The organism is Lysinibacillus sp. G1-3 (genome assembly GCF_056322905.1).
The window spans coordinates 36,318-61,662 of record NZ_JBWHYQ010000007.1; the positions used below are offsets into that span (position 1 = coordinate 36,318).

A 25,345-nucleotide genomic window follows, 5' to 3' on the forward strand; every position below is an offset into this window, starting at 1 on the left:
TGAATACCCGCGGAAGAGAGGTGAATACCCGCGGAAGAGAGGTGAATACCCGCGGAAGAGAGGTGAATACCCGCGGAAGGGAGGCGGATACCCGCGGAAGGGAGGGGAATACCCGCGGAAGGAAGAGATACCCGCGGAAGAGAGGCGAATACCCGCGGAAGAGAAGTGAATACCCGCGGAAGGAAGGGGAATACCCGCGGAAGAGAGGCAAATCTCCGCGGAAGGAAGAGATACCCGCGGAAGGGAGGGGAATACCCGCGGAAGAGAAGCGAATACCCGCGGAGGAGAGGTGAATACCCGCGGAAGGGAGGGGAATACCCGCGGAAGGAAGGCAAATACCCGCGGAAGGAAGGCAAATACCCGCGGAAGGAAGGCAAATACCCGCGGAAGAGATACCCGCGGAAGGAAGGTGAATACCCGCGGAAGAGAGGTGAATACCCGCGGAAGAGAGGTGAATACCCGCGGAAGAGAGGTGAATACCCGCGGAAGGGAGGGGAATACCCGCGGAAGGAAGAGATACCCGCGGAAGAGAGGCGAATACCCGCGGAAGGAAGGTGAATACCCGCGGAAGAGAAGTGAATACCCGCGGAAGGAAGGTGAATACCCGCGGAAGGAAGAGATACCCGCGGAAGAGAGGCGAATACCCGCAAAGGAAAGCGAATACCCGCGGAAGAGAGGTGAATACCCGCGGAAGAGAAGTGAATACCCGCGGAAGAGAAGTGAATACCCGCGGAAGAGAAGTGAATACCCGCGGAAGAGAAGTGAATACCCGCGGAAGAGAAGTGAATACCCGCGGAAGAGAGGTGAATACCCGCGGAAGGGAGGCGGATACCCGCGGAAGAGAGGCGAATACCCGCGGAAGGAAGGCGAATACCCGCGGAAGAGAAGTGAATACCCGCGGAAGAGAAGCGAATACCCGCGCAAGAAAAGCAACATCCGCACAAGGCAGGTCAAAAAAATCCCTTCTTTTAAAAAAAAGAAGGGATTTCGATAGTTTATTGTGTTACGCGTGCTGTCCAACGAGATAGGTCGGCGTCTTTTGCGTCAACAAGTTCTGCAGGGAAGACGAATGTCCAAGGTTTCGTTGAGTTTGGTTGTACAGTTAATACTGGGTCCATGTTGAATGAACCAGTAGCAATTTGTTTGCCTGTTGCATCTATAATTTCTAGTGGTAATTGTTCTAGATTAATAGCTTTATTGTGTCCGTTACGGATGAAAATCGATACATTTAGGTTGCCGTTGTCAGCTAGTTTTGCTTGTAAGCCGGTGAAGTTTACTTCAGTTTCACCTAGTTTTGGTAAAGTCTCGACGATTTTAGCTAGCTCTTCTTTTTGAGCTGCTGGTAATTGTTTTTCCCATGATGGGTCAAGTTCTAATTGGTGGCCGCGAAGGGACACAAGGTTGAAGGCGATTTTCCAGCCATCTTCAGGGATTTCGTCTACTTTAATTGCAGATTTATCGAATTCAAATACCCATGGGCGAGCGCTTTCTGCTGGAATTGTGCCAAGGGCTTTGAAATCGAATTTTTTAGATGCTACTAGCTCGTCATTTTTATCCATGATGAAAAGCTCGATTTCTCCTAGCTCGATTGCTTGTGGTAAAGATGAGCGGAAAAATGCGCGCACATGCCATTTGCGTTTGTTTTCTTCAATACTAATAGAGGAAAGAGATAATTGATTTGGTTTTAATGGTTCAAGTTCGTTTGCTAGGAAGTTGAAAATGTATTTTTGCTCCTGTGGTACATCCCAATCTGGATGGAATGAAAGCTTTGTTTCAACATCGCGATTATCGCCTGTATTCGTAGAAGCTTTTCCTAGTAAGTCTTTTGAGTCAATTGTGTTTTCTTGAACGATTTTGTCTGATTTTTTAAAGAATGAGAATAAGCCCATTATTGTACCTCCTGTTGTGCGTCAATTGTTTTCATGAAGCCAGTAATTTCTATAATAATAGAACGACGTAGTTCTTGGAAATTCTTACCGAATAACTCAAGCCCCTCGCGTTGGTAAATTCGCATTGGATCTTCTTGCTGGTAATGACGTAAGCCAATACCTTCTTTTAAATGAGCCATTACTTCCAAATGTTTCACCCAGCCACTATCGATGAAACTAAGCATGATTTGTGGCAGAACTTCTAGTACTTGTTCATTTTCAGCGAATTTCTCTATATGATTGAGCAGTTCTTGTTCAGAAGGTTGAATGTCTTCTAAAATTTGTTTTACTCTGCCCACTTCTCGGTCAATTGTGACAGGTGTAATGAAAAGTGAGTTGAGTGAACTCTCCATTTGATCATAATTCCATTCAACAGAATTTACTTCTTCTGGCGCGGCGTCGAGAACAGCAAATTCAACCGTTTCACGAAGCATTTTTTTAAGCTCGCCCATCAAGTCATTTTCAGCTAGAATTTTGTTACGTAGACCATAAATAACTGTACGTTGGTCATTGATAACATCATCTAATTTTAAGTTGTATTCACGCATACCGTATTGGGAACCTTCAACAATTCGTTGTGTACGGTTAATGAGTTCTTGAGCATCTTTATTTTGAATAATGCCTTGTTCGTTGACAACCATTTTTGCAGAGAATTTTTCAACTTCTTCTTTTGCGTAGCGACGGAACATATCATCTTCAATAGAGAGAATGAAGCGACTTTCACCTACGTCGCCTTGACGACCTGAACGACCACGTAGCTGATTATCTACACGGCGGCTTTCATGCTTTTCGGTACCGATAACATATAGACCTCCAAGAGCATGAACTTCTTCGCCTAACACGATATCTGTACCACGGCCAGCCATATTGGTAGCTACTGTAACACGCCCTTTTTGTCCTGCTTGAGAAATTAGTTCAACTTCTTGCTCAACTGTTTTAGCGTTTAGCAATTGGAATTTTAAGCCTTCTTTTTTCAAGCTATCGGCAACTGTTTCGGATTGCAGTATGGACGTTGTTCCTATTAAGACAGGTTGTCCCTTTTCATGACGGCGTTTAGCTTCAGCGGCTACATACTTATATTTATCTTCTTGCTTGCTGAAAATAATATCAGGCTGATCGACACGTTGACGTGGACGATTGGTTGGAATTTGAATAACTTCCATGCCATACACTTCTCGAATTTCTTTTTCCTGTGTTTTCGCAGTACCTGTCATCCCTGAAAGCTTCGGATACATACGGAAATAGTTCTGAATTGTAATTTGTGCCTGTGCTTTATTTTCATCAGTAATCGTTACATTTTCTTTTGCTTCAATCGCTTGATGTAAGCCATTCGATAGTGAACGACCTTCTAAAATACGACCTGTGAACATATCAACAAGCTCGATTTTGTCATCCTTTACGATGTAATCAACATCACGTTCAAACATGACATGAGCACGAACAGCTTGGATAACATAATGGAAAAGAGATTGATGCTCTAAGTCATACAGATTATCTATATTGAATGCAGCCTCAACTTTTTCAATACCTTTATCTGTTAGGGAAGTAGCTTTTGTTTCATCATCAAAATCATAATCTTCATCTATTTTGAAGCGTTTTGCTAACATAGATGCGATGCGATGTAATTCATCGTTAGATGGCATTTTACCAGCGATAATCAGTGGTGTTTTTGCCTCATCAATTAGTACACTGTCTACTTCATCAATAATGGCGAAGTGATAAGGTCGCTGTACTTTATCAGCTAAACTGTATGCCATATTATCACGCAAGTAATCGAAACCGAATTCAGTCCCAACACCATATGTAATATCTGCATTATAGGCTTCCTTTTTCTCGTCTGCTTCCATCATTGGTAAATTCAAACCAACTGTTAAGCCAAGGAAACGGTGAATCTGTCCAACTAGCTCAAAGTCACGTTTCGCTAAGTAATCATTGACGGTAATAACATGAACACCTTTGCCTTCTAATGCACGTACATAAGAGGGAAGGGAAGCAACTAGCGTTTTACCTTCACCTGTAGGCATTTCAGCGATATTGCCTTCAGTTAAAACAAGACCACCAATAAGCTGTACATCAAAATGACGCATTCCTAATACACGTTTTGAGGCTTCGCGTACGACCGCAAATGCATCTGGGATGATGGATGCAATAGGCTCATTTTGTTGTAAGCGATCTTTGAAAATAAAAGTCATTTCTCTTAATTCTGCATCTGACTTATTAACATATTTTTCTTCGAGACTATTAATTTGTTCTACTATTTTATAGTAGCGTTTTAATTGACGAGCACTCGTTTGCTCTTTATTACTTTTGAAAATTGAGAACATGAAATATACGCTCCTTTAATGTTGTCTAACTACTAGACACTACATTATTCTATCAAATTTTACGTATGGTGACTACATTTGGCATACAGCATTCTTCCAATCTGAAAAAGATGGAAAATATTTGTGAAATGGTGGAAAATAAATAGAAAAAGTATATTTCGGCGCCGGTTCGTGCTATAATCAATTTGGATTTAATGTAGATTATTTTTTTGAGGAGGAGAGACATGCTCTACGTGTCTATAATAGCAGCATTTGTTGCTTCAATATTGTTAACTCCACTAGTTAAACGATTAGCGTTCAAAATAGGTGCTGTCGATGCACCAAACTACCGAAAAGTACATGCACGAATTATGCCAAGACTCGGGGGATTGGCGATCTTCCTTTCTTTTTTAATAGCTGTAGCTATATTTCAGCCGATTTTGATAATCAATGAAAATGGTAGTAACTTTTTACTTGCAATTATTATTGGTGCTTGCATTATCGTAGCAACCGGTGTCGTAGATGATATGCGTGAAATTTCCGCAAAGGCTAAATTAGTTGGCCAGCTTATTGCGGCACTTATCGTTATCTTTGTAGGTGGCATTCAAATTGATATGATTACCCTGCCATTTGTAGGTGAATTAAACTTTGGATTCCTAAGTATTCCTTTAACAATTATTTGGATTGTTGGTATTACTAATGCCATTAATTTAATTGATGGCTTAGACGGTCTAGCGGCAGGCGTTTCAACGATTGCCCTTATTACTTTAGCTGTCATGGCAATTATCATGAACAATATGTTCGTATTAGCAATCGCAGCCATTTTAGCAGCAGCAACAATCGGATTTTTATTTTACAATTTCCACCCAGCGAAAATTTTCATGGGAGATACAGGAGCATTATTCCTTGGCTTCATGATATCAGTGCTCGCATTGCTTGGATTTAAAAATGTTACAGTCGTTACATTAATTATCCCAGTTATCATCCTAGGTGTGCCGATTTCTGATACATTCTTTGCGATTGTTCGTCGTGTACGAATGAAGAAAAAATGGTCTGATCCTGATAAATCACATTTACATCACCGTTTACTAGATATGGGCTTTACACATCGACAAACAGTGCTCATTATTTACGGGATTGCAATAATGTTTGGTTTGGCCGCAGTTATTTTCTCTATGGCAAAAGTATGGGGTGCGATTTTACTCGTAGCAGTTATTTTAACAGCAATTGAAATTTTGGTTGAAGTCATTGGACTCGCGGGTAAAAACTATAAACCATTATTGAATTTTGTACGGATATTTAATAAATAATAAATTGAAAGCAATCATACATTTTGTGTGATTGCTTTTTTTGTCGACTCTTTTTGCACGATTTTAGTCGAATACCCGCGGAAGGGAGGCGAATCCGGGGGTGAGGAAGTGATACCCGCGGAAGAGAGGCGAATACCCGCGGAAGAGAGGTGAATATCCGCGGAAGGGAAGCGAATACCCGCGGAAGGAAGGTGAATACCCGCGGAAGAGAAGCGGACCCCGGGCAAGGAAGAGATACCCGCGAAAGGAAGGCAAATACCCGCGAAGGAAGGCGAATATCCGCGGAAGAGAAGCGGATCCCGGGGCGAGTAAGGTGAATACCCGCGAAAGGAAGGTGAACACCCGTAAAATAGTAATAATACATGGATAATTAATTAGCCTAACTCCTGCAGCCTTTTTGATTCTAGAAAGAATACAATTACAAGTACCTTCATCCGAATGCTGTGCGAAGGAGCCGTTAAGAGGTGCAGTCATCAGAGCGCGTTGAGAAGCTACGCATGTGCCTGAGAAACGAAGTGACAGATAGGACCATCAAAGGGGACGAAGAGGATGTCGATTGGGTATTTGGCGAAAGCAATACTCAGTAGGATTCCATAAAAAAACCTTTCCACAAATTTAAGTGGAAAGGCTATAAGTTTTATTAAGCTAATTAATTTACCGAAGTTTCTTCACTTGAATCACTGTCAGTGTCGTTATTTGTGAGGCTTGTTGAATTTTCATCTAAGCCAAGGTGGTTTTGCAAAGTTTCTTTTACTTCATTAACTGACGCTGGATCTAATTGGTAATAATATACACCAGTAGACATATCATCAGTGCCTTCTAAATTTAAAGTGTCAATGCGTGGTACACCTTTTGTTAAATAAGATAAGAAGGATTTCATTTCATCAAATGTCATATCCGTCTTCATGTTATTACCAAGTGCATTAATGACATCATCGTATTTTGAGATAGAACCAACAGAAGAAACTTTATTGATGATAGCTGATAGAATTTCTTGTTGACGTTTACCACGCTCAATATCGCTATCTTGTTTACGTGTTCTTGCGAGTGCAAGTGCTTCACTACCGTTTAAGTGCTGCATACCTGGCTCCAGGTTGATTGTAAACTTATCGAATTCGTCTAACTCGTGTAAAGCATAAGGTACTTCAGCTTCGATGCCACCTAATGCATCTACTACGTCAATGAAAGCATTGAAGTTCATACGTACATAATAGTCAATTGGAATATCTAATAATTCTTCAACTGTCTTGATTGTTGTCAATGTACCACCCATAGCATGAGCGTGGGTAATTTTATCTTTATATTCTACTTTAGGAATATAAACGTATGAATCACGAGGAATGCTTAGCATTTTAATCGTATGCGTTTTGTTGTTTAATGTCGCTAAAACTAGTGCATCGGAACGTGAGTGATCAGAACCTTGCCCACGATTATCACTATCGTCCACACCGACAAATAAGATAGATACATTATCCTTTATCGGCTCTACTTTACTTTCGCGAAGTGCTGAAACTTCGCGGCCTTCTAATTTTTCGTGTGCTGAGTCAGCTGCGTGTTTCACTTGTTTAGTAAGGTAAACACCATAAGCAGTAACACAGATGGCCAAACTAGCAACGAGAAGTAAGGAAACTTTTATAATTAAGGAAGCTTTAGAAGACCTCTTTTTGTACTTTTTATTTTTCATTTATATTCTCCTCTAAGTTATGGGGATTATAATACGATTAAACTAAAATTTATGCAAATACAAGTAATAAATAGGCAGTTGATAAAATAGCTTAACGTTAAAATTATACTATGCATAAATAGTTTCGGCAATTAAAACTATTTATCTACAATAAATTCAATAAATTGAGCATTCTCAAACGTAATGTTTGCTTGTCCGTTTGTCATTTCTGTTACCCAGTTTCGGAACTGTTCTTCCTCCTCTTTTAACACGGATACAATAATGTCGACGCCTTCCAAATAGCGAATTTCCTCTAAAGTATACGAAGAACCTCGAATTTCATTTTCCACTTTGCCAAGCCATGTGTAATCAACGGTAATTTTCATAATATGATGAAGCTTGCGTTCGACAACCTGGGCAGCGAGTAAACCTTCTGTTGTCGCTTTTCCGTAAGCACGAATGAGACCGCCACCGCCAAGCTTAATGCCACCAAAGTAGCGTGTGACGACAACGACCGTATCTTTTAATCCTTGTTTTTTTAGGACTTCTAACATAGGGACGCCAGCTGTGCCACTAGGTTCCCCATCATCATTTGCTTTTTGAATATGATCATGCTCACCAATCATATAGGCGGAACAATTGTGTGTCGCATTATGATGCATTTTTTTTATACGTTCAATAAAAGAAATTGCATCCTCTTCCGTTTCTGCGCGTTCTATATAAGTAAGAAAGCGAGATTTAGAAATAACAATTTCGCTTTCGCCGTATCCTTTTACTGTTAAATAGTTTTCTCTCATCCGAACCAATCTCCTTTTAGGTAGAGTTCTATTTGACTTCTATTCTATAATTTTCATAAAGAAAAAGCATTAAATTTTAACAGCGGGATGATATAATGGGTATAGACTATGTAATTGGTCTATTGAAATGGTAAGTAATCATAAGACATTAGACTGGGGAGTATACTATGTTTTCAAATGATACCTTCGATTTAAAGTCGCTTGATGACATATTTAATCGAATGTTAGAAACAATCATGAGCTCAAAGGACGATATCTTTATTATAAGTGAACAAAGCCGTAGAAGTTTCGAAGATATGCAAAATGAGCTAGAAATTGTTCGAAAACAAGTTTCAATTGTTATTGATGAAGGCGATGCTTTAGAAAAAAGCACACAGCTTGCCAAGCAAAGACTTGTGTTAGTGAGTAAAGCTTTTGATAATTATACCGAAGAACAAGTTAGAGAAGCATATGAAACTGCACAGGATTTTCAAGTGAAACTCTCCGTTATTAGAACACAAGAAAAGCAACTACGTGATAAAAGAGATGATTTGGAGAGAAGATTAAGAGCATTACTCGATACGATTGAACGTGCAGATCAGATTGTCAATCAAGTAAATGTCGTTTTGAATTACTTAACTTCAGATTTAAAAAATGTTGGTTTAGCACTTGAACAAGCAAAAATGAAACAAGATTTTGGTATACGTATCATTGCGGCGCAGGAAGAGGAACGTAAACGTCTATCTAGGGAAATACATGATGGACCTGCTCAGATGCTCGCAAATGTACTAATGCGCACTGATTTAATAGACAGAACGTATCGTGAAAAGGGCATTGAATATGCTTTGGCAGAAATTGCTGATTTAAAAAAAACGGTGCGTAATGCATTATCAGAGGTGCGACGTATCATCTATGATTTAAGACCAATGGCACTTGATGATTTGGGAATTGTTCCGACATTAAAAAAGTACTTATCAACAGTGACTGAATATAATCCGGGTGTTGAGGTTCATTTCCAATCAAGAAGCACCGAAAAGCGTATACCATCAAACTATGAAGTATCTATTTTCCGCTTAGTGCAGGAATGTGTAACGAATGCCATGAAACACGGAAAATGTAAGGATATTTGGGTGAAGCTTGAGTGGTTGAAAGATGCCGTAAATATCGTTGTAAAGGACGATGGCATAGGTTTCGATTCACAGAAAGTTAAAGACCATTCCTTTGGGATTTTAGGTATGAAAGAACGTATTGAAATTTTGGATGGGACAATCTCAATTACAAGTGAGATAAATCGAGGTACGACGGTTTTATTTAAAATTCCGTTAGAAGTAGAGTAAAACGATTGTTTGAGGAAATTTAGGGGGTAAAGACAAATGACGAAGATTATTATTGTAGACGATCACCAGCTATTCCGCGAAGGAGTAAAGCGTATTTTAGATTTTGAAGATACGTTTGATGTGGTAGCAGAAGGTGATGATGGTACGGATGTAGTATCTTTATATGCTGAAAATCAACCTGATGTTGTACTGATGGATATTAATATGCCGGGGAAAAATGGCGTAGAGGCAACAGCAGATTTAATTAATGAGTACCCAGATGCAAAGGTTATTATGCTTTCCATCCATGATGATGAAACATACGTAACACACGCACTAAAATCTGGCTCACTAGGCTATATGCTGAAAGAAATGGATGCGGACGAAATTGTTGAAGCTATTAAAGTAGTTGCCAATGGTGGATCTTATTTACATCCGAAAGTAACTAAAAATTTAGTAGCGGAATTCCGTCGTCTTTCTGAGCATGAAAATAAAGGTAACTTCCATCAAACAGAAATTCGTCGCCCATTCCATTTGTTAACAAAGCGTGAATGTGAAGTATTACAATTATTAACAGATGGACAATCGAACCGTACAATTGGTGAGACGCTATTCATTTCTGAAAAAACAGTTAAAAACCACGTTTCAAGCATTTTACAAAAAATGAATGTAAACGACCGTACACAAGCTGTTGTTACAGCCATCAAAAATGGTTGGGTTGAAGTACGCTAATAGCATATATTGTATTTTATTTCTTTCAGGAGAACTGAAAGAAGTTAGAGCCTCCGGCGGATGTCACGGAATCGGAAAAGAGTTCTTTGCGCTAGCACAAAACCGATTCCGGACGCAATTATGCCGAGGCGTAATTGATAGCTGTTTTTAAAGGCTACTATATTATTTAGTAGTTTTTTAAAGCAGTTTTTTTTATAGGTACGAATTGTCGAAAAATGTAACAATTTATACATAGAGATCGTGCAACATTTTATAAGCGTGGGCGTCATAAGGAAGATGTAGCACCTTAATGTAGAAAAAACACAACAAAATTCCTACAACGGGATTTATATGCTACAATATGCGCGGGAGGTTTTTTGATGTTAAAGAAAAGTTTTCTAGCAGTTCTTACTATATTAATGTTAACTGCCTGTGGTAATAAAAAAGATGAAATGAATGCAGAAGAACAACAAAAAATCATTGATGATGGAACCATAGGATTTGAAATGAATGGTGGGCAAATAACGAAGGCAGAAAATGTCCCTGCTGATGAAGGAAAAGCAATCTTACTAGCCTTTAATGAATATATTGAAGCTTTTAATTCAAAAGATATTGATCGTTATATGCAAACGCTCTCGAAGGATCCAAAAGGTTTCGATTATGATGAAGAAAAAGAATTCACGACAGAAGTATTTAAAGAGTCAGACGTTAAACGAGATGCTAAAGATACGACAATCATAAAATATAACGAAAATGAAGCACAGGTCCATTCCAATATAACATTGCATTTAGTACAAACTAAAACAAATGTGAAGCATGAAAGTGCAGGACAACAAGTTACAGTATTGGTCAAAGAAGATGGGGACTGGAAGGTCACTAGCGTCTTTTATATGGACGACACGAAATCAAGTACTGGCAAATAAAAATGAGGATCTCTTCATTCAGGCTCATCACTAAAAGTTGAGGTTGGGCGATTTCCTGGGCATTAGCGTCAAAGACAAGCCCCTAGAGCGAGCGCAGTAGTGAGATGGCAAAAAGCATCATGCCTAACTGCTTATTGGACTTGCTTCATTAGAAAGGAAATCAACCCCTCTTTATGGTGATGAGCCTTTTTTCATTCAAAGAAGGATTAATAGGGTGAAAATCATATGAGGAGATCTATACATAGAAAATGAATGTGAAATGAATGCGGTTGTCTAGAATGATAAAAGAGTGAAGTAACTTCCTCCTATTCGACGTGTAGACAAGATTACGTTATGTCGTAATTCATTTCACATTCATTTCTTTTTATCTTCATTCAGCTAGCTGAAATAGGGGAACTCAGTCTAAGAGCGCCACGTCCTGTGGCGACGACTGAGTGACCAACATCATGTTGGCCTAAAGCCTCCGTCGGATGTCACGGATTTTGAAAGGAATAAATTGTGCATGCACAATACAAAATCCAGACAACAATTGCGCTGAGGCGCAATTGATTGTAAACTATTTAGAATAGGAGAGTGGACATGGATGAGGACAGCAATCGTAACAGATAGTACTGCATATATTTCGGCTGAGGAACGAGCACGCTTAAACATTCATATGATTCCGTTAAGTGTAAATATCTCAGGTCAACTTTTTGAAGAAGAAGTAGATATCACGGCATCTGAATTTTATGATAAAGTACGTGGGGCAAAAGAATTCCCAAAAACAACTCAGCCTCCAATTGGAGAGTTTGTCGCTCTCTTTGAAGAGCTGGCAAAAGAGTATGATGAGGTAATATCTATTCATTTATCAAGTGGTATCAGTGGTACATATCAAGGTGCCGTTCAAGCAGGCGAGATGGTGGAAGGCATTGATGTGTCCGCTTTTGATAGTGAAATATCCTGTGCGGTACAGGGTTTTTACGTTCTACGAGCTGCTGAATTGGCGGCTCAGGGCTTGTCTGCAAAAGAGATTCACGCTTCATTGGAGGACATGAAGCAATCAGTTCGTGCTTACTTCATTGTAGATGACTTAGCGCACTTACAACGTGGGGGACGTCTGTCTGCAGCAGCGGCATTAATCGGCGGCTTATTACAAGTAAAACCGATCCTGCATTTTGCGGACAAGGTCATTGTACCTTTTGAAAAAATTCGTACACGTAAAAAAGCATTAAAGCGTGCGGAAGAGCTACTAGCTGAAGATGCTAAAAAGTATGAAGCAATGGACGCTGTTGTAATCCACGGCAATTGCCTTGCTGAAGCAGAAGAATGGCTAGCACAACTAGCAGCAACCTACCCGAACGTTAACTTTAAAATGAGTTATTTCGGTCCTGTTATTGGCACACACTTAGGTGAAGGCTCAATGGGTCTAGGTTGGACAAAAAAATAATAGTAAGTGAGACAGTCTCTACAGTAAATGTGTAGAGGCTGTTTTTTTATTTAGGAATTTCTTATCGCCGATAAATAATCACATGAAAGGAGCAAAGCAATGACATACAAAGGTTGGTTGTTGCCACCTGCATTACGAGATTTCCATGAAGGACGTATTTGGTTGAAGGAGCATGCCTCATTTTCTAAGGAAGATATCGAGAAATCAATCAAGTATAAATACTTCCGTATAATAGAAGGAATTCAAAGAGATCCACATCTAAAATGCAATCGTTGCCATAATGAAGATCCTCAGCAATTTACAACGTTTGATTGTTCAAAGTGTCTGCAGCCATGTATATATTGTAGACATTGTTTGAATATGGGCAGAGTGAGTAGTTGTACGCAATTGATGATTTGGACGGGCCCTCGCACAATTAGGACAAAAAAGCATTCACTCGAATGGTCAGGGCAATTTACTGTGCTTCAACAGCAGGCGGCAAATGAAATGCTAGAAAGTGTGAAGGCAAGGCGTTCTCATCTCTTGCATGCAGTATGTGGGGCGGGTAAAACAGAGCTACTTTTCCCAACTGTTCATTATGCGTTGGAGCAAGGCTTGCGAGTATGTATCGCTACACCTCGTACAGATGTAGTGTTAGAGTTACATCCACGCTTTCAAAAAGTTTTCCCACAAACGATGATCCATGCATTATATGGTAAATCACCAAAGCAGGAGGGCTATGCCCAGCTCGTGTTGGCGACAACACACCAGCTTTATCGGTTTGACCGAGCGTTTGACGTCATGATTGTTGATGAAGCAGATGCCTTTCCGTATACATTTGATGAAACGCTACAAAGCGCAGTGCAACAGGCAAAAACAGAAAATGCACCACTATTGTTGGTCACGGCAACCCCTTCTCCTAAACTACTTACTCAGTATCAAAATGAAAGCTATTCATTTATTCCGAAGCGCTATCACGATTATCCATTACCAGTCCCTCGATTTCATTCCCTATGGAGCTATGAAAAAAGCTTGAAACGGGGAAAGATTCCAAGAAAGCTAAAACAATGGACAGAGGAGCGCCTTGCACGCAAAGAGCCATTTCTATTATTTTTCCCAAAAGTCGAGTTAATGAAAATAGCAACCCCTCTTTTTCAGTTATTAGATGAGAATATCATGGCAGTACATGCGGAGGATCAGGAGCGTAAAGAGAAAGTGCTGAAACTACGTGATAAAGAAGTTCCAGGCTTACTGACTACGACCATTTTAGAAAGAGGGATTACGATCAAGAATGTACAGGTTGCAGTGATTGGGGCAGAATCGACCATTTTTACTTCAAGTGCACTCATTCAAATCGCAGGGCGAGTTGGTCGAAATGCCGATTTCGCAGAGGGAGACGTCGTATTTTTTCATCATGGTATTACGGCTGAAATGGATGATGCTCGGACAAAAATTCTTTATTATAATAAGAAAGGATTTTTATCATGAATAAAATAGAAACACTGTGCTTATTATGCTCACAGCCTTTGCGATCAGCAATTTCATGGAAACTACTTTTAACAAAACAATTTCAGCCAACTATCTGTGATAGGTGCTCTGCCCAGTTTGAATATTCTTCAACAGCAACAGCACTTTACCAATATAACGATGAGATGAAAGACTTTTTACATCAATATAAATTTCTTCAGGATGTTGCACTTGCTAAAGTATTTCGGCAGGAGCTACATGCACGATTGAAGCAAGAAAAAGCAACCATTATACCGATTCCTATGCAACCCGTTAAGCAAAGGGAACGTACCTTTTCGCATATGGAGGAGTTATTGAAGGCTGCGAATATTCCTTTTATACAACTTTTAGAAAAGACGACGACAGAAACGCAAAGCTCCAAAAATAGAGAGCAACGAAACCAAGCCGCATCACTTTTCCGTCTGATGGATGGAGCCCATGTAGAGCATAAAGAATACTTTCTTTTTGACGATATAAAAACAACAGGGACGACTTTAAGGCATGCTACTGAAGTTTTATTAAATGCAGGCGCCAAAAATGTCAAAAGCTTCACACTAATTAATGGATGAAAATGCTAATGCATTGTGTATAATAGATTACGAGTATATAAGATTCGTATTGTTATTATGCAAGAGGAGGAAGAAATAGATGGCAGAGGTTCGCAATTGTCCGAAATGTAATGAGTTTTTTAATTATATAGGGGTCAGAGAAGTATGTCATAAATGCGCTCAATCAGAAGAAGAATTATATCAAATTGTTTATCGCTTTTTACGTAAACGTGAAAACCGTGCAGCGACAGTAGAGCGTATCGTTGAAGCAACAGGAGCTGAAGAGGAGCTATTGTATAAATGGGTACGCAAGGGACGTTTACAGCCTGCAATGTTCCCGAATCTTGGCTACCCATGTGATAACTGTGGTCACTTAACGACAACAGGCAAGCTTTGTACAAAATGTCAGGATGAATTAAAGTCAGAGCTACGTACATTCGAAGCGGCGAAGGAGTTTCGTGAGAGTGTGGCAGGTCGTGATCGTGTAACTTATCACGCAGATCGAAAACGTTAACTTCTTTCATCGAGTGTCCAAACACCCCTGAAATAGGGAATTCGGGCTAAGAACTTTACATCCTGTGAAAACGCCTGGAAGCAATGGTTTTAGGCTAATCTCTTATATTGCAATTATACCGAGGCATAATTGATAGGTCTAAAGTGTGTTAATTTTAAACAAAATTAGCACACTTTTTTCTATTTGAAAACTTAACATTATGTGAGACAATCCGAAATAATAGTAAGATAAGCTTTTAGACAGGGGGGATTACATGAAAATTACATCATATGGGATTAATGCAGTGAACGCCTATAACAATCAGGTGCGCAATGTAAAATCAAGCACTAACAAGGCATCCTTCGCAGATAAAATCGAAATTTCAAAGACTGCACAAGAGATGCAAGGGATTTCAACATATAACACAGAGCGTGTAGACCGCGTAAAACAATTAAAAGAAGATATCGCTTCTGGGGAATACAAAGTAGACGCTCGCAAAGTGGCAGAAGATATGCTGAAATATTATCGTTTCTAAGGAATTTCAGAAAGGGTGCTTCGCAATATGTCTGTAGAAACGATCTGTTCTACACTAACAAAACTAGAAAAAATGCATAAAAGCTTACTTGAACTAGCTATAAAGAAAACTGAAATCATTACAGCTGGCGATATCGAAGCACTGGACCAAATGCTCAAGGATGAGCAGGCACATGTAGCAGCCATCGATAAGCTCGAGCAACAGCGTCAAAAACAGGTAACGGATTACCTTGGGGCAAAAGGATTTGCTTCAATTGACAAAGCAACTGTCGCTGATGTCATCGAGGTTGCTGAACAGCAGATTGAAAAAGACATGCTCTCAACTGTTCGCAATCGATTATTGCAAATTATCAACGATTTAAAAAAACAAAACGATTTAAATCAAAAACTAGTGTTCCAATCACTACAATTTGTCAATTTGACATTGGGTTCCTTGCGACCTCAGACCGAGCAAATAAACTACTCTGGTAGTGAAATACGCGGAACAAATAAGGTTGCTAAAAAATCATTTTTTGATTCTCAAGCATAGTTTCTTGCACCCATGCAAGAAACATTTGCTTGGTAATATAAACGTTAAGGAGGAAAAAGAATGCGCTCAACATTTATGGGCTTAGAAGCTAGTAAACGCGGTTTATTTACACAACAAACAGCTCTATATACAACAGGACATAATATTTCCAATGCAAATACATTAGGTTACTCTCGCCAACGAGTAAATATGCAAGCGACGCAAGGTTTCCCACAAGCTGGTTTAAATCAACCTAACTATCCAGGGCATCTAGGAACTGGGGTAGAAGCGGGATCGATTCAACGTATGCGTGATGAATTTGCTGATCGTCAATTCCGTCAAGAAACAAACAAGCTAGGCTATTGGGAATCACGATCAAATGCGATCTCTCAAATGGAAGATATAATGGACGAACCGTCTCTATATGGCTTAAACGCAGCATTAGAACAGTTCTGGAAAGGGCTTCAAGATGTAAGTACAAACCCAGAAAATATGGCCTCTCGTAAAGTAGCCATGCAACGTGCGGATCACCTAGCTGAATCATTTAGATATATGGACACGCAGCTAAAAACAATTCAAGGTAATTTAGGAAACGAAATTAATGTAGCGACAAATCGTATCAATTCACTTCTAAAACAGATTGCAGCTATCAATAAACAGGTGCAGGAAGTAGAACCGAATGGTCATGTACCGAACGACTTATACGATGCACGTGATGTGTTAATTGATGAATTAAATAATTACATACCTGTATCCACTAAACGTGTCGCATCGGGCGGGAATGCTAGTGCTGTGGCTGAAGGAAGCCTTACAGTTGTATTCAAACCATATGGTACAGATAAAGAGATTGAGCTAGTGAATGGTAGAGACTTTGCTACTATCGAAGTAAATGGCACTGGTTCCAAGCAAATCGATGGCAATGACTTGTCCAATGTGTTCTCATCTATTCAAGTAAGTGGACTTGGCACAACAGAATCCATTTCATATGACCAGTTAGAACCAGGTAAAGGGAAAATGTTATCCCTTATTGATTCGTACGGGTATGCTGAGAAGGATATTAATGGTAACGTCATTGGTACAAAAGGCTATTATACTGAAACATTAGCAGACCTTAATAAATTGGCAGCTAAATTTGCTGAAGCCTTCAATAAAATGCATCAGCAAGGCTATGATTTAACAGGTGTTCAAAATAAAGAAGATTTCTTTACTGGGGAAAACGGAGTAATAACTGCAGGTAATATTAAGGTAAACGATGTTTTTATGGATGATCCTTCTAAATTAGCTGCATCTGATGCAGCTAATGAAGAGGGGAATGGTAAATTTGCACTTGAACTTGCTAATCTTCAATCAAAAAGCCAAGCTGATTTAGATGGTGCGACGTTTAACTCCTTCTATCAAGGTATGATTGGGAAACTAGGAACTGATGGTGAAGAAGCTTATCGCTTAAACATGACTTCTGAAAAATTATTAGTAACACTTTCTGAAAATCGTGCCTCAGCAAGTTCAGTATCCCTTGATGAGGAAATGACAAATATGATTACGTTCCAACAAGCATATAATGCCAACGCACGTATGATTACAGTTGTCGATGAAACATTAGACAAAATCATTAACGGCATGGGCCGTGTAGGACTATAGAAGATACTCTAGCATTACGATAGAAAGGGGCTTTTAAATATGCGCGTAACACAATCCATGTTATCGAATAACATGCTTTTAAACTTAAACAAAAGCTTTGGTAAAATGTCTAAGCTACAAGATCAAATCACCTCAGGTTCTAAAATTACTCGACCTTCTGATGATCCTGTAATTGCAGTAAAAGGAATGGGCTATCGCCGTGATTTAGGTCAAGTTGAACAATATACACGTAATATGAATGAGGTTAATAACTGGATCGACACAACAGACGAATCGCTCAACCAAGTTGGTGAGCAGATGAAGCGAGTGCGTGAGCTAGTGATTCAAGCGGCCAACGATACGAATACACCGGATGAACGTGCGAAAATTAAATCTGAAATTGATCAGATTCGTCAACAAATTCAGGATATAGGTAATACAAAGATTGCCGATCGTTATATTTTCAGCGGAACACGTACTACTCAGCCATTGTTTGAAAATGGTGCAATTGATCCATCAAAAGTAAACTCAGAAGACGTAGTTATTGAAGTTTATGATGGTATTCAGATGAAAGTGAATACTCCTGGAGCTGAACTGTTTCAAAATGTTGATGACATGATGGGGAAAATTTCAGATCTTTTAGATCCTAATCGTGCTGGTGGACCAGCTACTGGTGAAGAAATCGGTAATGCTCTTGGGGGAGTAGCTGAACAAAGTACTGGAGATGACATTACAGCAATCCATAATAAAATTCTCGAGGCTCAGGCTGATATCGGGGCACGTCAAAATCGTGTGGAGTTAATGGAGAATCGCCTTGCAATCCGTGAAGTAAGTGTAACAAAGCAAATGTCCGATAATGAAGATGTTGATTATGCGAAGGCTATTACTGAAATGGTTACTAGTGAATCGATTCATCAAGCGGCACTTTCTGTTGGCGCGAAAATAATTCAACAAACATTAGTAGATTTTATTAGATAAAATAATTTTACTTATTTAAATTTCGACAATAGATCTTAACGAATAAGATTAAAAGAAGCGTTTGGACATTTTGTTCAGACGCTTTTCTTGAAAGGAGAGAAGTAGATGAGACTCCCGCAAATTCAAATTCATACAACAGACGCGAAATTAGACCTTAATATAGCTAAGCCGCAACAAACTATTAAACAACCGAAAGCAACACAGCATATTGAACAGCCAGCCGCTATTTTAGAAATTCATACTACTAAAGGCGTTTTAAAAATAGACTCTTCTCAGGCAAGAAGGGATATAGGGATGATAGGTCCAATGGAATCAGCTGCCAACTACGCAGAAAAAGGAAAACAAGAGAACCTCCAAGGAATGGCACGTAGAGCGAGAGAGGGACGTCAAATGATGGACAGCGCTGGTAAAGGCCAGGGCCGTGCAACTATCCAAAATATTGCAAAACAAAATCATGGTCCTCACCGTACGCCATTTAATATTAAATTTGTACCATCAGTAGGTTCAGTGAAAATAGACTATACACCAGGTACAACCGATGTCAATATTCAGCGGAGAGAGCCAATAATTGACGCAAAAGTGAACAAACCAATACACGAATACACACCAGGAAAAGTAACTGGTACAATGGTACAAAGACCGGATGTTGACATCAATGTCGTCATTTAAAGGAGCGTATAAAACAATGAAAATTGCTACTAAATTTTTAGGTGAAATCGAAATTGAGGAACAGAACATCTTAACGTTTGAACATGGATTACTCGGATTAGAGAGTGAAAAAAAATTCGTATTATTACCTATAGATGCAGAACTTCCTTTAGCGATACTGCAATCTGTTGAACATGTGGAAATTGGTTTTGTAGTTGCCTATCCGTTCGCCTTCAAAAAAGACTACAGTTTTGATATAAGCGAAGACGATCGTAACCAACTACAAATTGAGAAGGAAGAGAACGTACTTACATACTCTATAGTAACAATGAAGGAAACATTCCAAGAATCAACGATTAATTTGCTTGCACCTATAATCGTTAACATGGATAAAAAGTGTGGTAAACAAATTGTCCTACAAGATAATAAATCCTATCCACTACGCTACCCAATGCAAACATTGGAAGGAAGTGCGAAATAATGCTAGTACTTTCTCGAAAAAAAGATGAATCTATCATGATAGGCGATCAAATTGAGATTAAAATATTAGCTGTCGAAGGCGAGCAAATTAAAATCGGCATTGTTGCGCCAAAAACAGTTAAAGTACACCGTTCAGAAGTTTTTGAAGCTATCCAAGCGCAAAATAGAGAAGCTTTAACAGCATCTTCAAGCTTCTTGGAACAGTTAAAGAAAAAATAAAGACTATGTTTTTAAGTGATAATTTTAATCTAGTAATCTATTACATAAAAAAATAAAAAAACTTTCGAAAAACTATTAAACTTTTCCAACTTAATACGATATATAAATTGTAAGGGGCAGGAAGTACATACATACTACCTAATCCGAAACATTCCACACGGATGTGGAATGACAAAAACAAACATTCAAGGAGGAATTCCAAATGAGAATTCAACACAACATTTCAGCTTTAAACACACACCGTAACCTTGCTTTCAACAACACTCAAGCTTCTAAAAACCTTGAGAAATTATCTTCAGGTTACAAAATCAACCGTGCTGGCGATGACGCTGCTGGTTTAGCAATCTCTGAAAAAATGCGCGGACAAATCCGTGGTCTTGATATGGCTACTAAAAACGCTCAAGACTCAATCTCTTTAATCCAAACTGCTGAGGGTGCTCTTAACGAAACGCACTCAATTCTACAACGTATGCGTGAATTATCAGTACAATCTGCAAATGATACTAACACACAAGAAGATCGTGATAAATTACAAGCAGAAGTAGATCAATTAGCAAAAGAAATTAACCGTATCTCTAATACTACAGAATTCAACACAAAGAGTCTGTTAAACGGTGACTTAGAGACTGATGGAGCAAAATTCCACATCGGTGCTAACTCTGGTCAAAACATGACACTTAATATTGGAAAAAATGATGCCAAAGAATTAGGCGTTGGTACTTCGAATGATGAAGCAACTACTGGTATTAAAATTTCTACTCAAGCAGATGCAGATAAAGCAATTAAAATAATTGATGATGCAATTAACACTGTATCTAAAACTCGTTCAAATTTAGGTGCTGTACAAAACCGTTTAGAGCACACAATCAATAACTTAGGTGCATCTTCAGAAAACTTAACAGCTGCTGAGTCTCGTATCCGTGATACAGATATGGCTAAAGAGATGATGGGCTTCACTAAAAACAACATCTTAATGCAAGCTGCTCAATCTATGTTAGCTCAAGCTAACCAACAGCCTCAAGGCGTTCTTCAATTATTACAATAATAAAAAAATAAATAAGGTTCTCTCTAATTTAGAGAGAACCTTATTTATTTTTTTAAAACTCTGCCGATATAACGTATAGTATATAAAAGGAGAGACGTTTATGATGGAGCAAGTGCAAGGAGTAATCGATAGCTATAATTCATATATGAAAAATATAACAACGGGTGTACAATATATCGCAACTCAATTACGTTTAGATGGTACAGAGAAAGTGTTTGTCGCGATTAAGGATTTTTCAGAAGGCGTAATTTGGTTATCACAAGTAACTGAGTTATTAAAACCATACGACGTTGACACACAATTAGATATAACAAAGATTGAAGAGTTTTTAATCGAGATTAATAAAGGACTAGAAATAAAAGACTATATAATCGTTGCGGATATGTTCGAATATGAAATCGCACCTTTTTTTGAGGAGTTACCAATTATTACACTACAACAGTAATGTACAGCCAGCTATGCTATATAGCTGGCTTTTAGATAGGAATTATCAAAAGGAACCAATTTTGATATAAAAAGTTAAATAGATTGAGGAGTACAACATGAATATACTGAAAGATAAAGTTGTTTTAATAACAGGTGGTACTGGTTCATTTGGTGAAAAATTTACAATTAAAGCATTAGAGCTTGGTGTAAAGAAGATAATTATTTTTAGTCGTGATGAACTAAAACAGTATGAGATGAAGCAGAAATTTAGAGATAATCGTCTACGTTTCTTTATTGGAGATGTACGTGATGTTCAGCGTTTAGAGCGTGCATTTGATGGAGTAGATATTGTCGTCCATGCAGCGGCGATGAAACATGTAGACGCTTGTGAATATAATCCGTTTGAAGCGATAAAGACTAACATTCACGGTGCACAAAATATTGTAGAAGCTGCTATTAATCAAGGTGTAGAAAAAGTGATTGCACTTAGCACAGACAAGGCTTGTAGCCCTGTTAATTTATATGGTGCAACAAAGCTTGCTTCAGATAAATTGTTTGTAGCTGCAAATTCTTATGTAGGTGATAAAAAGACGCGTTTTTCCGTTGTGCGTTATGGCAATGTGGTTGGTAGTCGGGGGAGTGTGGTGCCGTTCTTTAAAAGAATTCGGGGCACAGGCGTTGTACCTATTACTGACGAGCGTATGACACGCTTTTGGATAACATTGGATCAAGGTGTACAGTTTGTGGTAGATAGCTTAGAGCGAATGCATGGAGGAGAAATTTTTGTACCAAAAATTCCAAGTATGAATATTATGGACCTCGCTAAAGCTATTGCACCTGATTGTAAGTATGAGATTGTAGGTATTCGCCCAGGTGAGAAATTGCATGAGGGAATGATTACGGAGGATGATGCACGTCATACACGTGAGTTTAACGAGTATTATGTCATACAGCCTGAGTTTTCTTGGTGGTCAAATAAATATCGAAATGAAGGTACCACATTACCGGATGGCTTCGTTTATACAAGCAATCAAAATCAAGATTGGTTAACTATTGAACAGTTAAGACAGTTGGTAGAGGATTTGTAATCAACAAAAGCATAAATTTAATTAATATATTTTAATAACTAAATATATAGTCAGACGTTATTGTAATGTCTTTAAAGTCAGTGAAAGAGTTCGTGTTAATGGAGATAATAGGTGGAATTTTTCGTAATAAGAAAGGTGAATAAATATGGTATCTCAAGTGACAATTGTAGAAGGAAAAAAGGGTCATCCTACTATCCAGGTTGAAATAGATGGAAATATTCAATTAATTCATAGTAAGTATGATCCAATTCGTGAAGCAAATCTACTTTTAGACCATTCACTAGAGCAAATTGAGGAGACTGAGCACATTTTCTTTTACGGGATAGGTTTAGGTTATCATGTAATACAATTTGCAGAACGATTTCCGGAAAAGCTTATTTCGATATACGAGCCAAATGCTCAAGTGAACGCACTTAGAAATAAATATGCTGTAGAAACGAAATTTAGTACTCTACCCATAAGAGATGAAATTGTTGAAACGGATAAGGAAATAGGTAGACAAGCATTGCAAACGTTTGCAAATGAATTAACCCATAAAGTAACACTAATAATTCATCCTGTCTATGAGCGATTATTTCCTAAAGAAACGCAACAATTTGTCAAAGATTTTAAAGAATTTGTAGTTGAAAGAAAGTTAAATATAGACACTGGTATAGTTTTTGGTTTCCGATGGACGAGCAATGCAATTATGAATCTAATAGATACATTACAAACACCAAACTTTATTTTAGATTATAATGAAGAATTTCGAGATAAACCTGTGGTATTAGTAGCAGCAGGGCCATCATTAAGTGAAGAAATTGAGAATTTAAAAAAAATCAAGGAAAAGGGTCTTGCCTATATATTTGCAGTAGGTTCTGCTAATAAAGAGCTGATTGCAAAAAATATTAAACCAGATGCCGTGTTTTCTTATGATCCGCAACAACATAATTTCCGTGTATTTGAGCCGATTTTAGAAGGGAAATATGAAGATATTCCACTTGTCTACGGTACAAGTGTTGGGAACGAGACGGTTAGCTATTGGCCTGGTCCCAAAATGCATTTCGTAACTAGTCAAGATAAGCTCACTCAAAGTTTTACTACACGTAAATTACCTGTAGTGAATGATGCCTATTCAGTGGCCATTGTCACTATGCAAATTTTATTTGAAATGAACGTAAGTGAAATCGTTCTCGTTGGTCAGAATTTCGCATTTAAAAATGACTTATTTTATGCTGATAGTATCGTCCGCTTTGATAGAAAAAAGGGCAGCAAGACAGATGCAACAATTCAAGACAGAGATATAGAAAATGCCTTTTACGTTGAAGCTGCTGATGGTGGGCAAGTACAGACAAACGATAACTTTAACCGAATGCGTTTATCAATGGAAAATTATCTTGAACAGGTAAATTACATTCCAGTGATTAACACTACTAAGGGTGGAGCTAAAATAGAAGGAACAGAGTTTAAAACACTTGATGTAGTGATAGCAGGTTGGACGGAACGAGTTGTACAGCCAAATTGGTATGAAAAAAAAGGTAATATAAAAGGAGATATTAGGCAAACTGAACAACTAAGGGATCTTGCAAGAGAATTAAACAATTTCCCAAAGCAACTACAAGATGCTCTTGATTATTTCAGGACGCTAGAACAAAGAAATTATAAAACGGAACGTCAAATTCAACTCGAGTTGGATAAAATTGACAAAGTGATGAAACAACTACTAGAAGCAGAGTTATTCACAAAATTAATTTGCAATCGCCTAACAGATGATTTTAAGAAAGTTCAAGTTGAAACTAATGTTATTCAATTAATGAATAACTCTAAAGAAAAGGTACTTCGTATACAAAAGCTGTTTACTATATTTTTGGACAAAATACGTCATGTAATGAACGAGTTAGCTCCGTTATTAGAAACGTATATTATTAATCCGTTAAACAATGATTTTGATGTATATGTTGCGGCAAGTGGGTTTGTTCAATATGAAGGAACATGGGAGAAGTACTTCTATCCACAAGATATCATTCCAGAAAATCTGTCAGATGAAGGACGTAAAGCATGGCAACAACTTTTTAAACAAATTGGTCGTGTTGTTCCACCTACAACATCTATACGAACAAGTGAAAAAGGAGCTAAAGCGACATTTGAACTGACAAATGGGACATTTCAATTATATGGTCGTAACTTAAGTAGCCATGCAATTATTCTTCGCATTACCGTTGGTGAACGAACGAAACAAGTTGTGTTGAAAAAAGAAAACGTTATTAATGAAAACTATCAAAGCTCAGTCTGTTTCTTTACTTATAAACAATTAATTGGGGAAGAACGTACACCTGTTACCATCGAAGTGATGGATAATGGAACCTTCCAATTCGATAGTGTCCATACCTCAAAAGGTGCCCGAGTCTGGCACGTAAATGAAGTTGCTGACATTGAAGAGTTAGAAGTAGGAAAGAAAATTCGTTGTCATTATAAAACTAACTATAATAGAGTAGGTAATTATAAGAATTTTGTAGAAAGTTCGGGGAGAGAATTTATTCCACTAGAATCTAAGGTGAATTCAGACGGGGACTTCTATTATATTGCTGTAGCCAATCAATCTAAAAAACTTACATTGATAGCGGACAGGAATATTCAAGTGTATATCTCTTATGAAAAATTAATTGAATGTGAGAATGATTTATTAACAGGGCATGATACTTTTGAAGCTGAAGAGTTTAGTGATTGGGATAAATATATTACAAATGATTTTCATTGGAATAATTTAAATGTAAACTCATGGACAAAAAGTGTACCTGTATTACAAGGCGTCAAAACAAACAATAATTATAGAATTGCTCGTGGAAGGTATTCTAACTCGTATAGTACTTATGCTGATATTAATAAAAAATTTTTGAAATGTGGATTTCGACCTAAAATTTGTATTGTGAAGGAGTAGTTA

25 protein-coding genes are annotated in these 25,345 nt (G+C 38.3%); 21 read left to right on the forward strand and 4 right to left on the reverse strand.

The annotated features are described in order from the left end of the window. The first annotated feature begins 165 nt into the window (after nt 1-165). Together ACVYAD_RS08545 and ACVYAD_RS08550 are read left to right on the forward strand one after the other, a co-directional pair. Nucleotides 166-558, forward strand: a complete 393-nt coding sequence (locus ACVYAD_RS08545; RefSeq protein ID WP_476425839.1) for a hypothetical protein — start codon at nt 166-168, stop codon at nt 556-558. Beyond that, nucleotides 473-994, forward strand: a complete 522-nt coding sequence (locus ACVYAD_RS08550; protein ID WP_476425840.1) for a hypothetical protein — start codon at nt 473-475, stop codon at nt 992-994. The genes ACVYAD_RS08545 and ACVYAD_RS08550 overlap by 86 nt, the downstream gene beginning before the upstream one ends. A gap of 1 nt (nt 995) precedes the next feature. On the opposite strand, the gene ACVYAD_RS08555 is transcribed toward ACVYAD_RS08550, so the two are convergent. Then, the gene (locus tag ACVYAD_RS08555) at nt 996-1,889 is read right to left on the reverse strand and encodes an accessory Sec system S-layer assembly protein (protein WP_349661269.1); all 894 of its coding nucleotides are present in this window, start codon (nt 1,887-1,889) and stop codon (nt 996-998) included. Continuing rightward, complete coding sequence (secA2, locus tag ACVYAD_RS08560; RefSeq protein ID WP_476425842.1) at nt 1,889-4,252, reverse strand: accessory Sec system translocase SecA2; 2,364 nt, start codon at nt 4,250-4,252, stop codon at nt 1,889-1,891. Before secA2 ends, ACVYAD_RS08555 begins: the two co-directional genes overlap by 1 nt. A gap of 224 nt (nt 4,253-4,476) precedes the next feature. Between secA2 and ACVYAD_RS08565 the strand changes: the two genes are divergently transcribed. Then, on the forward strand, nt 4,477-5,541 hold the full coding sequence (locus ACVYAD_RS08565) for a glycosyltransferase family 4 protein (protein WP_197139754.1): 1,065 nt from the start codon (nt 4,477-4,479) through the stop codon (nt 5,539-5,541). A gap of 649 nt (nt 5,542-6,190) precedes the next feature. Here the strand turns inward: ACVYAD_RS08565 and ACVYAD_RS08570 are convergent. Both ACVYAD_RS08570 and ACVYAD_RS08575 read right to left on the reverse strand, forming a co-directional pair. Next, nucleotides 6,191-7,225, reverse strand: a complete 1,035-nt coding sequence (locus ACVYAD_RS08570; protein ID WP_476425844.1) for an LCP family protein — start codon at nt 7,223-7,225, stop codon at nt 6,191-6,193. Between the two features lie 137 nt (nt 7,226-7,362). Then, the gene (locus ACVYAD_RS08575) at nt 7,363-8,001 is read right to left on the reverse strand and encodes a YigZ family protein (RefSeq protein WP_349661265.1); all 639 of its coding nucleotides are present in this window, start codon (nt 7,999-8,001) and stop codon (nt 7,363-7,365) included. A gap of 167 nt (nt 8,002-8,168) precedes the next feature. Between ACVYAD_RS08575 and ACVYAD_RS08580 the strand changes: the two genes are divergently transcribed. The 18 genes from ACVYAD_RS08580 to ACVYAD_RS08665 all read left to right on the forward strand — a co-directional run bounded on the left by ACVYAD_RS08580 (nt 8,169) and on the right by ACVYAD_RS08665 (nt 25,342). Next, a complete protein-coding gene (locus ACVYAD_RS08580) occupies nt 8,169-9,317 on the forward strand; it encodes a sensor histidine kinase (RefSeq protein WP_476425846.1) in 1,149 nt (382 codons plus the stop codon). Between the two features lie 36 nt (nt 9,318-9,353). Beyond that, a complete protein-coding gene (locus ACVYAD_RS08585) occupies nt 9,354-10,028 on the forward strand; it encodes a response regulator (protein WP_079559471.1) in 675 nt (224 codons plus the stop codon). 359 nt (nt 10,029-10,387) lie between these two features. Next, the gene (locus tag ACVYAD_RS08590) at nt 10,388-10,930 is read left to right on the forward strand and encodes a nuclear transport factor 2 family protein (RefSeq protein ID WP_476425848.1); all 543 of its coding nucleotides are present in this window, start codon (nt 10,388-10,390) and stop codon (nt 10,928-10,930) included. A 583-nt stretch (nt 10,931-11,513) separates the two neighbouring features. Beyond that, a complete protein-coding gene (locus tag ACVYAD_RS08595; protein WP_349661262.1) occupies nt 11,514-12,356 on the forward strand; it encodes a DegV family protein in 843 nt (280 codons plus the stop codon). A gap of 99 nt (nt 12,357-12,455) precedes the next feature. Continuing rightward, a complete protein-coding gene (locus tag ACVYAD_RS08600; protein ID WP_476425850.1) occupies nt 12,456-13,823 on the forward strand; it encodes an ATP-dependent helicase ComFA in 1,368 nt (455 codons plus the stop codon). Next, nucleotides 13,820-14,410, forward strand: coding sequence for a ComF family protein (locus tag ACVYAD_RS08605; protein ID WP_476425852.1), 591 nt, complete (start codon nt 13,820-13,822; stop codon nt 14,408-14,410). Before ACVYAD_RS08600 ends, ACVYAD_RS08605 begins: the two co-directional genes overlap by 4 nt. A gap of 79 nt (nt 14,411-14,489) precedes the next feature. Then, nucleotides 14,490-14,903: a TIGR03826 family flagellar region protein gene (locus ACVYAD_RS08610; protein WP_349661259.1), complete on the forward strand. Its 414-nt coding sequence runs from the start codon at nt 14,490-14,492 to the stop codon at nt 14,901-14,903. Between the two features lie 253 nt (nt 14,904-15,156). Beyond that, nucleotides 15,157-15,417: a flagellar biosynthesis anti-sigma factor FlgM gene (flgM, locus tag ACVYAD_RS08615; protein WP_476425854.1), complete on the forward strand. Its 261-nt coding sequence runs from the start codon at nt 15,157-15,159 to the stop codon at nt 15,415-15,417. A 27-nt stretch (nt 15,418-15,444) separates the two neighbouring features. Beyond that, on the forward strand, nt 15,445-15,945 hold the full coding sequence (locus ACVYAD_RS08620) for a flagellar protein FlgN (protein WP_476425856.1): 501 nt from the start codon (nt 15,445-15,447) through the stop codon (nt 15,943-15,945). 60 nt (nt 15,946-16,005) lie between these two features. Continuing rightward, entirely contained in the window at nt 16,006-17,562 is a 1,557-nt protein-coding gene (flgK, locus tag ACVYAD_RS08625; protein WP_476425858.1) for a flagellar hook-associated protein FlgK, read from the forward strand. A 39-nt stretch (nt 17,563-17,601) separates the two neighbouring features. Then, entirely contained in the window at nt 17,602-18,519 is a 918-nt protein-coding gene (gene flgL / locus ACVYAD_RS08630; RefSeq protein ID WP_476425860.1) for a flagellar hook-associated protein FlgL, read from the forward strand. Nucleotides 18,520-18,624: 105 nt separating this feature from the next. Continuing rightward, nucleotides 18,625-19,188, forward strand: a complete 564-nt coding sequence (locus ACVYAD_RS08635; RefSeq protein ID WP_476425862.1) for a DUF6470 family protein — start codon at nt 18,625-18,627, stop codon at nt 19,186-19,188. A gap of 16 nt (nt 19,189-19,204) precedes the next feature. Then, nucleotides 19,205-19,648, forward strand: coding sequence for a flagellar assembly protein FliW (fliW, locus tag ACVYAD_RS08640; RefSeq protein WP_476426044.1), 444 nt, complete (start codon nt 19,205-19,207; stop codon nt 19,646-19,648). Next, entirely contained in the window at nt 19,648-19,866 is a 219-nt protein-coding gene (csrA, locus tag ACVYAD_RS08645) for a carbon storage regulator CsrA (RefSeq protein WP_323645554.1), read from the forward strand. The genes fliW and csrA overlap by 1 nt, the downstream gene beginning before the upstream one ends. 202 nt (nt 19,867-20,068) lie before the next feature. Further along, a complete protein-coding gene (gene hag / locus ACVYAD_RS08650; RefSeq protein ID WP_476425864.1) occupies nt 20,069-20,911 on the forward strand; it encodes a flagellin Hag in 843 nt (280 codons plus the stop codon). 100 nt (nt 20,912-21,011) lie between these two features. After that, nucleotides 21,012-21,356, forward strand: coding sequence for a DUF8042 domain-containing protein (locus ACVYAD_RS08655; RefSeq protein ID WP_476425865.1), 345 nt, complete (start codon nt 21,012-21,014; stop codon nt 21,354-21,356). A 97-nt stretch (nt 21,357-21,453) separates the two neighbouring features. Then, nucleotides 21,454-22,425: a UDP-N-acetylglucosamine 4,6-dehydratase (inverting) gene (pseB, locus tag ACVYAD_RS08660; RefSeq protein WP_476425866.1), complete on the forward strand. Its 972-nt coding sequence runs from the start codon at nt 21,454-21,456 to the stop codon at nt 22,423-22,425. A 145-nt stretch (nt 22,426-22,570) separates the two neighbouring features. Continuing rightward, the gene (locus tag ACVYAD_RS08665) at nt 22,571-25,342 is read left to right on the forward strand and encodes a motility associated factor glycosyltransferase family protein (protein WP_476425867.1); all 2,772 of its coding nucleotides are present in this window, start codon (nt 22,571-22,573) and stop codon (nt 25,340-25,342) included. Nucleotides 25,343-25,345: the final 3 nt, after the last annotated feature.

Bases quoted from the DNA above. Each gene is read 5' to 3' on its own strand.
- ACVYAD_RS08600 (WP_476425850.1), top strand. From the start codon at position 12,456: ATGACATACAAAGGTTGGTTGTTGCCACCTGCATTACGAGATTTCCAT.
- csrA (WP_323645554.1), top strand. From the start codon at position 19,648: ATGCTAGTACTTTCTCGAAAAAAAGATGAATCTATCATGATAGGCGAT.
- ACVYAD_RS08595 (WP_349661262.1), top strand. From the start codon at position 11,514: ATGAGGACAGCAATCGTAACAGATAGTACTGCATATATTTCGGCTGAG.
- ACVYAD_RS08590 (WP_476425848.1), top strand. From the start codon at position 10,388: ATGTTAAAGAAAAGTTTTCTAGCAGTTCTTACTATATTAATGTTAACT.
- ACVYAD_RS08635 (WP_476425862.1), top strand. From the start codon at position 18,625: ATGAGACTCCCGCAAATTCAAATTCATACAACAGACGCGAAATTAGAC.
- ACVYAD_RS08655 (WP_476425865.1), top strand. From the start codon at position 21,012: ATGATGGAGCAAGTGCAAGGAGTAATCGATAGCTATAATTCATATATG.
- flgL (WP_476425860.1), top strand. From the start codon at position 17,602: ATGCGCGTAACACAATCCATGTTATCGAATAACATGCTTTTAAACTTA.
- fliW (WP_476426044.1), top strand. From the start codon at position 19,205: ATGAAAATTGCTACTAAATTTTTAGGTGAAATCGAAATTGAGGAACAG.
- ACVYAD_RS08555 (WP_349661269.1), bottom strand. From the start codon at position 1,889: ATGGGCTTATTCTCATTCTTTAAAAAATCAGACAAAATCGTTCAAGAA.
- flgM (WP_476425854.1), top strand. From the start codon at position 15,157: ATGAAAATTACATCATATGGGATTAATGCAGTGAACGCCTATAACAAT.
- ACVYAD_RS08610 (WP_349661259.1), top strand. From the start codon at position 14,490: ATGGCAGAGGTTCGCAATTGTCCGAAATGTAATGAGTTTTTTAATTAT.
- hag (WP_476425864.1), top strand. From the start codon at position 20,069: ATGAGAATTCAACACAACATTTCAGCTTTAAACACACACCGTAACCTT.
- ACVYAD_RS08565 (WP_197139754.1), top strand. From the start codon at position 4,477: ATGCTCTACGTGTCTATAATAGCAGCATTTGTTGCTTCAATATTGTTA.
- ACVYAD_RS08620 (WP_476425856.1), top strand. From the start codon at position 15,445: ATGTCTGTAGAAACGATCTGTTCTACACTAACAAAACTAGAAAAAATG.
- ACVYAD_RS08585 (WP_079559471.1), top strand. From the start codon at position 9,354: ATGACGAAGATTATTATTGTAGACGATCACCAGCTATTCCGCGAAGGA.
- secA2 (WP_476425842.1), bottom strand. From the start codon at position 4,252: ATGTTCTCAATTTTCAAAAGTAATAAAGAGCAAACGAGTGCTCGTCAA.
- ACVYAD_RS08580 (WP_476425846.1), top strand. From the start codon at position 8,169: ATGTTTTCAAATGATACCTTCGATTTAAAGTCGCTTGATGACATATTT.
- ACVYAD_RS08605 (WP_476425852.1), top strand. From the start codon at position 13,820: ATGAATAAAATAGAAACACTGTGCTTATTATGCTCACAGCCTTTGCGA.
- ACVYAD_RS08575 (WP_349661265.1), bottom strand. From the start codon at position 8,001: ATGAGAGAAAACTATTTAACAGTAAAAGGATACGGCGAAAGCGAAATT.
- flgK (WP_476425858.1), top strand. From the start codon at position 16,006: ATGCGCTCAACATTTATGGGCTTAGAAGCTAGTAAACGCGGTTTATTT.
- ACVYAD_RS08570 (WP_476425844.1), bottom strand. From the start codon at position 7,225: ATGAAAAATAAAAAGTACAAAAAGAGGTCTTCTAAAGCTTCCTTAATT.
- ACVYAD_RS08665 (WP_476425867.1), top strand. From the start codon at position 22,571: ATGGTATCTCAAGTGACAATTGTAGAAGGAAAAAAGGGTCATCCTACT.
- pseB (WP_476425866.1), top strand. From the start codon at position 21,454: ATGAATATACTGAAAGATAAAGTTGTTTTAATAACAGGTGGTACTGGT.